Consider the following 12,509-nt stretch of genomic DNA (forward strand, 5'->3'; position numbering starts at 1 on the left):
CTTAGAAAGGAGGTGATCCAACCGCAGGTTCCCCTACGGTTACCTTGTTACGACTTCACCCCAGTCGCTGATCCTACCTTCGCTGGCCCCCTCCTAAAAGGTTAGGCTACCAACTTCGGGTATTACAGACTCTCATAGCGTGACGGGCGGTGTGTACAACACCCGGGAACGTATTCACCCTGACATTCTGATTCAGGATTACTAGCGATTCCAACTTCATGGAGTCGAGTTGCAGACTCCAATCCGAACTGGGACCGATTTTGGAGATTTGCTCCACCTCGCGGTATTGCGTCTCTTTGTATCGGCCATTGTAGCACGCCTGTAGCCCTAGACGTAAGGGGCATGATGATTTGACGTCATCCCCACCTTCCTCCGGTTTGTCACCGGCAGTATCGCTAGAGAACTCAACTAAATGTTAGTAACTAGCAATAAGGGTTGCGCTCGTTATCGGACTTAACCGAACATCTCACGACACGAGCTGACGACAGCCATGCAGCACCTGTGCGGAACGTTGCATTGCTGCAAAACGGCGATCTCTCGCCGCGGCGTTCCCATGTCAAACCCTGGTAAGGTTCTGCGCGTTGCTTCGAATTAAACCACATGCTCCACCGCTTGTGCGGGCCCCCGTCAATTCCTTTGAGTTTCATACTTGCGTACGTACTCCCCAGGCGGCATACTTAACGCGTTGGCTACGGTACCCGGGGGAACCCCCGGACACCCAGTATGCATTGTTTACGGTGCGGACTACCAGGGTATCTAATCCTGTTTGCTACCCGCACTTTCGAGCCTCAGCGTCGATGAGTCCCCAGCAGGCTGCCTTCGCCATCGGTGTTCTTCCTGATCTCTACGCATTCCACCGCTACACCAGGAATTCCGCCTGCCCCTGAACTATCCAAGAGATCCAGTTCGGACTGCAGAACCGGGGTTGGGCCCCGGGATTGTACAATCCGCTTGAATCTCCGCCTACGCTCCCTTTACGCCCAGTAATTCCGAACAACGCTTGCACCCCTCGTATTACCGCGGCTGCTGGCACGAAGTTTGCCGGTGCTTCCTCTCAAGGTACATTCAATCCCTTACGGATAAGGGCCTTATTCCCTCATGACAGTGGTTTACACACCGAAATGCTTCTTCCCACACGTGGCGTTGCTGCATCAGGGTTCCCCCCATTGTGCAATATTCCCTACTGCTGCCTCCCGTAGGAGTCTGGGCCGTATCTCAGTCCCAATGTGGCCGATCACCCTCTCAGGCCGGCTACCGATCGTCGCCTTGGTGGGCCGTTGCCCCGCCAACTAGCTAATCGGACGCAAGCTCATCCCATACCGATAAATCTCTAGTCAGCCAGCCATGCAGCTAGCCACTCTCCTGGACATTAACCGCGCGTTGGCACGGGTATTTCCTGATATGGGGCAGATTGCTTACGCGTTACTCACCCGTTCGCCGCTCGGCATTGCTGCCTCGCTCGACTTGCATGTATAAGACACGCCACCAGCGTTCGTTCTGAGCCAGGATCAAACTCTTCATTGATTTTCAAAATAGTCTGTCCTGTTTTCCGTAAAAGACTTCCAAGAAATTTTCTTGGGCCGTCACTAAGCACATCTCCGATTCCTTCAATCTTCCCGAAAGTCTCGCGGGCTTTCGCTTTTTCCTTCGTGACTCGGTTTCGGCCTCGTCTCTCAGGAACGGCGCCAATTATAGAATTTTCACGAACATTTGCAAGGGGTAATTGTGAAAAAAATTCACTTTTTTTCACTTTTTTCGTTAAAAACGGGATGTATGCCGCGGCACGACAGATTATTCACATTCTGTAAACAGAAATCTTTTTTCGGGGTTTAAAAAAAACGTCCCGGGAGCGGCGGCTTCCGGGGCGTTTCCAATTGCGATTGTGGCGTTTCGTTCGCGATTCGCAAGTTTTTAGATTTTCTTCACCACGAACATGTGACCAGGAGCCTTTGCAGGGTCAAGCTTCACATAGTTCTTGTTGCCACGCCAGACATAGCTTTCGTCGGTCACAATATCCTTCAAGAAGAAGAACGAATCGTTCTGGAGGCCAAGCTTAGCCATGTCGAGTTCAACAATACCTTCTTGCACGTGGTCCATGTCCATGTTGCACACGCAGAGAATCACGTCATCGCCAGACTTCTTGGAGTAAACCATAAGCTGGTCGTTCTGAGCGTAATGGAATTCGAGATTATCGTATTCCTGCAATGCGGCGTGTTCCTGACGAGCGACATTCAGACGACGAACAAAGTCTTGGATGCCCGGGCCAGACCAGTTATGTACTTTGTACTGATATTTTTCGCTATCGGCAAGTTCTTCCTTGATCGGGCTCGGGATGTTTTCGCAGAGTTCATATCCGTTATACATACCCGTAAGGCTCGAAAGCGTCGCGGCCAAGAAGTAGCGCTGCTTAAACGCGTTTGCACCTTTGTACGCAAGATACTTCGGGAAGATATCCGGCGTCGTCGGGAAGAAGATACCACGCATGTATTCCTTAGCGTCAGACTGCGTGAGTTCCTTCAAATACTGTTCGAATTCCCACTTTGCAGAGCGCCATGCGAAATACGTGTAGCTCATGTCAAAGCCAGACTTTGCGAGGCGGTGCATCATCTTCGGGCGTGTGAAAGCTTCGGCGAGGAACACGAGTTCCGGGCGTTTTTCCTTCACATCGGCGATGAGCCATTCCCAGAACGGGAACGGTTTGGTGTGCGGGTTATCGATACGAAAAATTTCAATTCCCTTGTCCGCCCAGAACAAAATAATATTCTCAATTTCCTTCCAAAGAGCCTTGTAGTTTTCGTTGTAGTAATCGAACGGATAAATGTCTTCGTACTTCTTGGGCGGGTTTTCGGCGAACTTGATGCTGCCATCCGGTTCGTGGTAGAACCATTCCGGGTGCGACTTCACATACGGATGGTCCGGGCTGCAGTTGAGCGCGATATCGAGCGCAAGGCGGAGTCCCTTGGCGCGAGCGGCTTTTGCAAAATGCTCGAAGTCCTTCATAGTCCCAAGTTCCGGGTCCACATCGTAATGACCACCGTTCTTGTTACCGACGGCATACGGGCATCCCGGTTCAAGCGGATTGCCCTTCTTGTCGACCTTCGCGTGGAGCGCGTTGTTTGCACCCTTGCGGTTCGTGACACCAATCGGGTGGATAGGAACAAGGTAAACAGTATCGAAGCCAAGCCCTGCAATGTAGTCGAGCTGCTTTTCGCAATCCTTCCACGTTGCGCTCTTGTTCGGGTCCGTGCCCTGGCTCTTCGGCCACATTTCGTACCACGTACCCACGCGACTGTAGACCGGGTCTACACGGAGCTTCATCACCGGGCTTTCAGTCGGAACGTCCTTCGGTTCCTTTGTCCATGCGCAAATTTTGTATTCGTAATAGCCTATGTTTCCGACCGTGAAGGAGCCTTCCCACAAGTCATTGTCGACAAAGTGCATCGGAGCCTGTTCCCATTTTTTCTTGGAAACGTGGCGGTAAAAAATCGCTGCATCGTACTTTTCGTGACTGTGGCGGAAGATGTCTGCCTGGAGGGTCACGGTATCACCGGGTTCACGCTTGAGCATGAAGCGGCCGCCCTCAATGCTCGGGCGGATATTTTCAATAACGAGATTTTCTTTTAGAGTTGGAATAGTTGCCATAATGACCTAAAAATAACAAAAAAGTCCACGAGAACACTCGCGGACATTGCTTTAGAGACTCTTACGATTTCTTTTCGCCGTATCTGTAACGGTAGCCGTAACCATAGGCAGACGAGCCGTCATCAACGCACTGGTTCAGGACAATCGCCATCTTCTTCATCTTTGCAATATTGAGCTGGTCTATAGTTTCCTGAATCACATCCATCGAGTGTTTCTTGTACTGAATTACGACCAGGCCAAAGTCCGCAAGCTTTGCAATAGACTGGGCATCTGAGACAAACGAATTCGGCGGCGTATCGATAATGACAACGTCATATTTAGCCCTGCATTCTTCAATAAGCTCTGCAAAGGCCTTCGAACTCACCAGTTCGCCCGGATTTGGAGTGCGGAAACCGTTGGGCAAGAAATCCACACCCTCGCCCAGATTAACCACCACATCTTCTAACTTGCAGTTATCGATAACGATATCGGCAATCCCCTTTTCACGCCTGTGCGAAAGCCTGGACTTGCGCAAATCCGCATCCACAAACAGGACTCGCCGCCCTTGCTTGCCAAAAAGATAGGACAAATTCAGCGAAACAAAGGACTTGCCCGCCCCCGGCACAATACCGGTTACCATAAGCACCCGACCGCCATCATCTAGGAACGAGAACTCCAGCGCCGTGCGGAGCGAACGCATTTTTTCGACAGCGATGTCTTCGGGATCGGCCTTCGCCAAAATAAAGCGTTTGTCGTTTACACCCGGCAATTTGTGGCCTAACTTAACCTTGGGAATCTTGGCATAGACACTCACGCCAGTTTCACGCTCGATTTCAGAAGACGATCCCACACCGCGATTGCGCAAGGAATACAACAGATAAATTAGAACCAGGCCGAAAGCAAAACCGCCCCCCAAGCCGGCAAGCGCGATTTTTTTGCGGTTCGGCTTAGACGGCTTTTCGTGAATGAACGCCGGGTCCACAATACGCACGTTACCGATTTCACTCGCGCGCACCACCCGGAGCTGCTGAATGTTGTTCAAAACAGAAGTGTACAGCTGGTTATTGATTTCTACATCCTGCTGCAACTTCAGCACATCCTGCTGGGTTGTAGGCAACTTTTTGGTTTTGCCCTCTTCCTTTGCAATTTCGCGGCTCAGCCTTTGCTGCTGCTGCTGAATGGCCTGCATGGCCGGGTGGTCGCCCTTGAACAGGCGCGCCTTTTCCTGATATTCCTGCTGCAACGAAAGCAGCTGCGTCTTGAGCTCAATTTGTCGGTCAAGAGTAACCTTCGCCTCGGCACCGAGGTCCACAGTCCCCACCCTGTTGCGGTAACTGGTCAACAGGCGCTGCGCAGAATCCAGCTTAGCCTTGATAGACGGCAGCTGCTCTTCCAGAAATTCCAGGGACTTCTCGGCTTCGGCACTGCGCATCTCGACATTCTGGCGCACATAAGTCTGCGCAATGGCATTGAGCACTTCGGCAACGCGGTCCGGATAACGGTCAGAAATCGAGACTTCCAGAATATTCGAGCTTTTTGCCACTTCAACGGCATTGACCCTCTTCTGCAAGCTTTCGGCCACACTAAGGATAGACGCCCGCGACAAGCGGAACTTTTGTCCAGAATCGGCAGACATCGCCTTCACGCAAACAGCAACCGTATCGCCCCACAGCGGGATACGGTACGTTTCGCCAACTTTTCCAACAACGAGGCTCTGGCCCTCCGGCGAAAAAAGCTCGTACAAATCCGGGGACTTCACCTCGGCAATCCATTTTTCTTTCCTTTTGCTTTTCTCGTCCCTGACAACATTAGGCGGCTCAAAAAGTTCAAGGTCCATACGGCCTTCGCGGCGCAAAAGCCTATCCACAACCCCCTGCGGTTCCGCCATATAGTTCAAGCGCAGCTGTTCCACCACAGGCATAAGCACACTCAGGCTCTTTATCAAGTGGATTTCGGCAACCGCCGGGCTCTGCACATCGAACAAATCCCCAATGTCAGATACGGCTTTGCCGCTCTTGGACTTGGTATCGAGCTGGAGCATAGTCTTGTTTTCGAAGGAGTCACGAACATAACGCGATGCAAGCACACCGATAAGCAGGCCTACAAGCGAAAACAGCGCAACCATCTTCCAGTGGCGCAAAAGATTGTCAAGCAGGTCGAAGGAATCGCCCGTCTTGAAAGGCATAAACATGGGTTGTTGCGGATTTACTTGTTTATTATCGGATGTCATTGCCATAAAAATTAAAATTTAAATTCAAAATATAATATCAAATTCCCAACTTTTCCCTGAACACCAGCACCAAAAACAGGGTATTACCAATAACATAGCGCCGCCACATGCGTCGGGGTTCCTTGAGCAACCGGTAAAGCCACTCAAAGCCAAACCTCTGCCAAAGCATCGGAGCCCGCTTGTACGTCCCTGCAAAGAAATCAAAAACCGCGCCAATCGTCCCCACATGGCAATGGATGTTCAAGCGGTCCCAGTTGGCGTAAGTCCATTTTTCTTGCTTGGGGGCAGTCATCCCAATCCAAAGCAAGTCGGGGTTTGCATCGTTAATCGCCTGCACCATGTTCCTGTCATCTTCGACCGTGAACTGAGGCTTGTACGGAGGGGAATAAGTTACCACCTCCAAATTCGGGTACATCACGGCGGAGCGCTGGCGGATAAGCTTCAGAACCTTTTCGCTAGAGCCAAGGAACATCACCTTGCCCCCCTTCTCGTTCAGCTTGCGCATTTCGTACACAAACAGGTCCCAACCGGCGATGCGTTCCTTGGGGCGCGACTTGCCCCTGAGGAACCGGCACACGCGGACAATGCTGATTCCATCGGGAATCAGAACGTCCCCCTTGGTCAGAGCCTCCTCAAACAAAACATCTTTGCGTGCATTGTTGTACGAAAACGCGTTAATCGTATTGATTAACAGCTTGCCCTCGGGGAGTTTCGATAAATCTTCACGACTACAAAGAAGATTTAGGTTCTTGATACTAATCATAAAAATGGTCCCAATTCCATAGTTTCAAAAATAGCTTACTGTAGTCTTTTTGTAAACTCGCTATGGGACAACACATCTTTCAATATCCCGGCAAAGCGGTTTTCAAAAGACGATAGTGTAAATTCGGACTTGAACTTTTTATACCCATTTTCGCCATACTGGATCCGCAAATTTTTATCGAGCAAAAGCTTTTCTAGCGCAGTGGCCAAAGATTCTGCGTTATTGCGTTCACAAATCAAGCCGTTTTCACCATTTACAACCATATCTGGGATTCCGCCCTCATTCGTCGAAACAATCGGGAGCTTGAACTCCATGGCCTCAATATTCACCAGCGGGAAAGCCTCGTTATGGTAAAACGTCGGAAAAGCAAAAACATCAGCGTTTTCAAAATAAGGAATCTTTTCAGCACCATATTTACGCCCCACGTAACATGCACACCCCTCCAGCCCACGGCTTTTTACTTCGTCTGCAAAACGCAACGCATCCAGTTCATCGGTTTCGCCACCGACAAAATCGCAAGTAAAGCGAACCGACCGTTCCTTTAAAATTTTCAGAGCATCAAGAAGAACAATTACCCCTTTCGAAACAATCAAGTTTGACAAAAATAAAATCTTGGGGATTTCATTAAAGCGTTCTACAACGGGTTCGCCTTGCAATGATTCTGGAATTCCATTGGGGCAGATAAATACATCCTCTTTTGATACATACTTCTTTACATCTTCGTAAAGAACTTTCGCCAAAAGAATAACCTTCAGCCCTCTAAAGAATTTCTTATAAAGGATATTATCCAGGAATTTGTCCTGCCGACTTGCAACGCCCTTGTTGTGGTAATGAACGACAATCCGAGCATTCGGGGAATATTTCTTTAGGCAGTGCTTGATATACTGAACGACAACAAAGTCCTTGTAGAACGCGCCGCCCGCAGCATTTGGGGTGACGTAAACCAAGTCTGGCTGAAATTCTTTTATCGCATTCTTAAAGCGCTTCAACTGGGACAACAGATTGAAAATTTTCTTGACGCCGCCCTTGCCAATATCTTCAAGATTTTTGGCTAGCATCATATTTTCAAAACGGCAATCAAAAGAATCGTTCACGATTTTTGAATCATGAATATACTTGCCAACCATTGCTGCCCCGTGAACCGGAGGCGGCATGTGCATAATAAAGAGGACTTTGGGTTTAGAATTTAGCATAAAAACAATTCCTTCTACGCGGCTTCATTTTTAAAAATTTTTATATATTCACAAAGTACAAGGAATTTACCGATCCGGTCGTCAAAGCATACATGAAATACTTTGCGACCAAGAATGCGGACACCCATGAGACTCGAACAATAAACGACCAAGTATCTTTTTACAAAGATGATACTCTCATAAGGAGCAGGTATATGACTTACGAATACGAAATTCATGAAAGAGAGGAAAAAGTAAAGCTTGAAATGGTCGATGCCATGTTTGAAAAAACAAAATTGACTGACGAAGAAATTTCCTCCATTTCGGGCATCCCTCTGGAAGAAATTCAAAAGCGTCGCACGCAACATCAAAAATGAAACCAAGGCATTTCCCATAAGCAGCCTACCATGCCCGACCTTGGAGGATGCAAAGCATCACAGTTTCCATCCTCCAATTTTTTTTACCGACTTTGCGGGTGCACCTGCAATAATTGTGCATTTTTCAAATTGTTTTTGCGTAACTGAGCTGTGTGCAGCAATCACGCAATCAGAGGGAACACAAGCACCTTTTAGAATTGTCGCACCACAACCAATCCAAATATGATCTTCAAATATGATTTCTTTTGGAAGATTTATAACATTATGATTTTCATCATAAATTTCGTGAGTGTCACAATCCATAACAAGGCAATCCCAAGAAAACTGGATATCTTTCCCAAATGAAATTGACTTATAACAGTTAATTGTTGTATGGGCAGAAATTGCAAAATTGTTCCCCAAAATTAATGTTCCATCCTTCGCAACATGAATAATAGAGCCGCAACCAATATGCGCATCTCCTAAAAAAATTAGTTTACCTTTTATATTAAGAATCGCACGAGAAACATCCTTTGTAGGAACTTCGTGAAAACCTATTCTAATCATGGCTGTTCTTACAGAATTATTTTGTAATACAATCCGCCCAGGAACATTTATCTTCGTATCAAATTTGATGAATATAGGCAATTTAACAGCCTGCTTAAACGGCAAATATCTTAAATTAAATAAGAGAACTTTAGGTAAAGACAATACTAATATCAAAAATTTTAGCATATGGACTCCTATAAAATCACCTATCAATAATGTATCTAAATCGGCTCCACAATCTTATCAACAATGAATTATAAGACATTACTGATTTGTATAGACTCTTGTTGATATCAAAAGTTTGTGGATGAGCGAATTCTTTATTATCGCCCCTATCAAAATCGCATTTAAAGCGACTATATTTTTTGCAATTGGTCCCTTGCCCATCAAATCCAAAATTTGCAACTTTACTAACAATAGGGAAAAGAGAAACCTTGTTTTGCAAAAATTGAGCAAAACAAAAACGAATAGCCCAGGATTTATTTTTTCCGATACGCCAATCATTAAGCATTTTAAAGCAATCCGAACCACCCCATTTATTAAAGGATCGCTTCATCGATTTGTATTTATCCCAATTTTCTAATTCCCAATCTACGGAATTCCATCGGTCTGCCCATGTAGCCCACCCCCAAGAAGAAGAACGGGTACAGAAATACGAGTCAAATAAATAATCAGAAGGCTTTTTCACGCGATTACTATAACCACAAATAGAAAAAACATTCTGTTCACATTCATACAATCTTAATCCATCATTAATAAACGCCAAAAAATTCTTCGACACAACAAGGTCATCTTCCAACACAATAACTCGACCATATTGGTTTATGACACGAGTCACTCCAGAAATTATGCTTGGCCCCAAGCCCATATTACGCAATGAAAATTCACAACGAACGCTTTTAAAACCAGAAATTGATTCAGCATATTTTTGAACATTTTCAACGAGCTCTTTTTCGTTAGTTTTTCCCCCTCTCGCACCATCAACAAAAACAAAAAGGTCACTTTCTTTAGCCTCTTCATTTTCTAATAAAGAAGCTATTAATCGTTTTAAAGGTTCCAAACGATTAAACGCGAAAATGACTATGGGAGCATACAACATTAGCATCTATCCTTTAATTTTATGATTCCATAATATAGGGAACAAACAACGAATATATACAGTTACAAAATGGACTGCGGCTAAAACAATATTCGTCTGTTTTTCAAGATGAAAAGTTTCTTTTGGAGGCATCCCATTCGGCTTGTTCATATATTTCCATCGTTTTTTTAACGGAATCTCGGGATCGCACCACTTATCTATTCTGGGGTGGACATCACATGCACCAAGAACGATTCCACATTGAATCATTTTGATTCCAATTTTTTGAGCCCTGATTCCGTAGTCAAAATCCCCCTTTGAATGGCTATAATAATAATCCAAATTCCCTAGTTTTTCATATACATATCTAGGCACTAGAACTATATTACCATTAAAATGCTTGATTTCGGCATCATTTCCATCCGGCAACACAATACCATTTCTATTCCGACCACCATAAGTTATTTTCGAATGAGTCGTAGTATCGTGGCAAGCACCAACAACAATAGCCTGGTCTTTGAACTTTTGAGAAGTGGTAAGTAATTTTTCTACGGCACCATCATAAAGGAAAGTATCATCATTGAGCCAAAGATAAAAATCATACTCTTTAGTCTTGGCTGCAACATCCCAAGCGGTCCACATACCTCGATTCCAAAAGAGGCTTCCATCGCCATCTATTATGTTTACCAGCGGAAACTGTACCCGAACCGCTTCTGGCGTACCATCAGTACACCCATCATTTGTCAAGTAAACTTCTAAGGAATAATCCTGTGGAATAAATTGCTTAAAAAGATTATCCAAGCAGCGCAAAGTTGTTTCTTTGCGATTAAAGACTGTAAGGAGTGCGGCTATTGTTTTCATACGTTTCTTATAAACTTCGCAGGGTTTCCAGCCCATATTTGATTATCAGGTATATTCTTGGTCACTACACTACCTGCACCAACAATGGAATTTTCACCAATAGTAACACCTTTAAGAATAATCGAATGTGCACCAATGAATGCATTATCTTTAATGACGACAGGCTTTTTAGTTCTATTTTTCATATCATCTTTTGATTTTCTTACATTAGGATCAAGAGAATGAAAATCTGTTGTATATATACATACACCACCTCCGATTTTCACGTTATTTCCAATTGAGATATCATCAATAGCAACAAGGGCCGTTTGGCTAATTCCAACATTATCCCCTATAGATAAAGTTGCAGTGCGATCGACAAAAAATGTACACGGTTGTGGGCAACCAATCGGATTATGCTTAATACCATTATTCATCGCAAAATTTTTTCCAATACACATTTTTCCACCACGAGCAACCATAACATAAGGCGTTCCGCCCGTTTTAAAAGACGAAAATGATACATTATTCCCTTTAAACTTCAACCATGTAATACAATGATTTGTAATACAAGTAAGTTTACTAAAAATCAATCTGATCGTTTTATAAATATGGTAAATCATTTTTACGCGTTCCTATACTTTAGATGGCAACAAAATATTTTTCGCCCATATTTTAAATTCAAAATCAGTCATCCGTAAAAAATATGGGGAGTAACACATTGACAGAATAACCCATAGATAAAGATTATTCAAATCAAATCGTGTAAAATCCTCCATCCACGCAAACGCCCAACGAAAAGAAACGTAAAGAGCAATAACATACATACATTTATTATTGGAATACTTGAAAACATTTTGAATTGCATTCAAAAAAATCAAGGCATACAAACAAACTCCTATCAAGCCCATATAAGTAAAGACATTCAAAATAGAGACCTCACTACTCTGACGTTCTCCTTTATGGTATGGAGTTCCATTAAACTGCAAATCTGCCATCCATGAAAAAAACGGGGAATCGTATCCACGAGCAAGTGATCGCCCTTGAATTATGTAATTATGCCTTATAGCGCTAGATATGGTTTCTTCATATATAAAAGTTCTCGTATCAGATTTTAAATTTTCACTTGGAGTATTATTACCAGCCATTGAGTAACTACCCGTAACAAGAACTTCTTTATCTCCTAGATAATCATCCATTTTCCAGATATTAAAAATACCCGTCAAACCTAAAATTAATAAAACAAAAGGAACAACAAATAATAAACAAGTAACCTTTTTTATAACTCGTAAAGAGAAAACATCAATCTTCAAAAAAACAAACGAAAGCAATATAGCAAACGCAAATCGAATTGCCGTGCTACGGGCCCCAAAAGAACCATATATAAAAACAGCCAAAGAAAAAAAGACTACAACAATCTTCCATTTTTTTTCATAGAACGGCCAAAAAATCACAAGAAATGCAAATGGTGATAAAAATTTTCCAGGAGCTTCAAGTTGCATAAACGGAAGAAAAAACCAAAATGCGATAATTGCAAAACAACACCATTGTCGAGATATTTTTGAAATATTTTCAGGTATTGACAAATAGAAAAAGGACACCCCCATTAAGTATATCATCAAATTATTGATCAACAATTTTTTATCCCAATAATAATCCGCCATAAAGCAACCATAAACGGCAGAAACTATGACCCAAATGAGGAAAAATTTTATTGCTTTGGGATATTCAACCCCTCGATAGTATTGTTTTTTTAATTGATAGAAAGCATAAAGAGTAAAAAATTCCGTTACCCACCAAACTGTAGTGTTGCCAATAGGCAATTCAACCCATTGAGCAACAGATGGGAAAGTGAGCAATACGATAAAAAACGGAATCAATTTTACTAAACGATCCATAC

10 protein-coding genes and 1 rRNA gene are annotated in these 12,509 nt (G+C 44.3%); 1 reads left to right on the forward strand and 10 read right to left on the reverse strand.

The annotated features are described in order from the left end of the window. Positions 1 to 5 precede the first annotated feature (5 nt). The 5 genes from B3A20_RS01970 to B3A20_RS01990 all read right to left on the reverse strand — a co-directional run bounded on the left by B3A20_RS01970 (position 6) and on the right by B3A20_RS01990 (position 7,807). Positions 6 to 1,524: ribosomal RNA gene (locus tag B3A20_RS01970) — 16S ribosomal RNA — on the reverse strand. A gap of 387 nt (positions 1,525 to 1,911) precedes the next feature. Continuing rightward, a complete protein-coding gene (locus B3A20_RS01975; protein ID WP_290761270.1) occupies positions 1,912 to 3,642 on the reverse strand; it encodes an alpha-1,4-glucan--maltose-1-phosphate maltosyltransferase in 1,731 nt (576 codons plus the stop codon). Between the two features lie 61 nt (positions 3,643 to 3,703). Beyond that, entirely contained in the window at positions 3,704 to 5,812 is a 2,109-nt protein-coding gene (locus B3A20_RS01980; protein ID WP_290761272.1) for a polysaccharide biosynthesis tyrosine autokinase, read from the reverse strand. Positions 5,813 to 5,888: 76 nt separating this feature from the next. Then, positions 5,889 to 6,614: a WecB/TagA/CpsF family glycosyltransferase gene (locus B3A20_RS01985; protein ID WP_290761274.1), complete on the reverse strand. Its 726-nt coding sequence runs from the start codon at positions 6,612 to 6,614 to the stop codon at positions 5,889 to 5,891. A 35-nt stretch (positions 6,615 to 6,649) separates the two neighbouring features. Then, the gene (locus B3A20_RS01990) at positions 6,650 to 7,807 is read right to left on the reverse strand and encodes a glycosyltransferase family 4 protein (protein ID WP_290761276.1); all 1,158 of its coding nucleotides are present in this window, start codon (positions 7,805 to 7,807) and stop codon (positions 6,650 to 6,652) included. A 194-nt stretch (positions 7,808 to 8,001) separates the two neighbouring features. Here B3A20_RS01990 and B3A20_RS01995 point away from each other — a divergent pair, with 194 nt between their 5' ends. Then, positions 8,002 to 8,163 carry a hypothetical protein gene (locus B3A20_RS01995; RefSeq protein ID WP_290761278.1) on the forward strand — a complete coding sequence of 54 codons (162 nt, stop codon included), beginning with the start codon at positions 8,002 to 8,004 and terminating at the stop codon, positions 8,161 to 8,163. Positions 8,164 to 8,220: 57 nt separating this feature from the next. Here the strand turns inward: B3A20_RS01995 and B3A20_RS02000 are convergent, their stop codons facing one another. The 5 genes from B3A20_RS02000 to B3A20_RS02020 are packed head-to-tail and all read right to left on the reverse strand — an operon-like array spanning position 8,221 to position 12,507. Continuing rightward, positions 8,221 to 8,877, reverse strand: a complete 657-nt coding sequence (locus B3A20_RS02000; RefSeq protein WP_290761280.1) for an acyltransferase — start codon at positions 8,875 to 8,877, stop codon at positions 8,221 to 8,223. Positions 8,878 to 8,893: 16 nt separating this feature from the next. After that, positions 8,894 to 9,790: a glycosyltransferase gene (locus B3A20_RS02005; protein WP_290761282.1), complete on the reverse strand. Its 897-nt coding sequence runs from the start codon at positions 9,788 to 9,790 to the stop codon at positions 8,894 to 8,896. A gap of 6 nt (positions 9,791 to 9,796) precedes the next feature. Then, the gene (locus tag B3A20_RS02010) at positions 9,797 to 10,630 is read right to left on the reverse strand and encodes a glycosyltransferase family 2 protein (RefSeq protein WP_290761284.1); all 834 of its coding nucleotides are present in this window, start codon (positions 10,628 to 10,630) and stop codon (positions 9,797 to 9,799) included. Next, positions 10,627 to 11,232 carry an acyltransferase gene (locus B3A20_RS02015; RefSeq protein ID WP_290761285.1) on the reverse strand — a complete coding sequence of 202 codons (606 nt, stop codon included), beginning with the start codon at positions 11,230 to 11,232 and terminating at the stop codon, positions 10,627 to 10,629. Before B3A20_RS02015 ends, B3A20_RS02010 begins: the two co-directional genes overlap by 4 nt. Before the next feature lie 12 nt (positions 11,233 to 11,244). After that, positions 11,245 to 12,507 (reverse strand): hypothetical protein, encoded by a 1,263-nt coding sequence (locus tag B3A20_RS02020; protein ID WP_290761287.1) that lies wholly within the window; start codon positions 12,505 to 12,507, stop codon positions 11,245 to 11,247. Between the last annotated feature and the right edge of the window lie 2 nt (positions 12,508 to 12,509).

This window comes from Fibrobacter sp. UBA4297 (assembly GCF_002394865.1).
In the GTDB taxonomy this organism is placed as follows: domain Bacteria; phylum Fibrobacterota; class Fibrobacteria; order Fibrobacterales; family Fibrobacteraceae; genus Fibrobacter.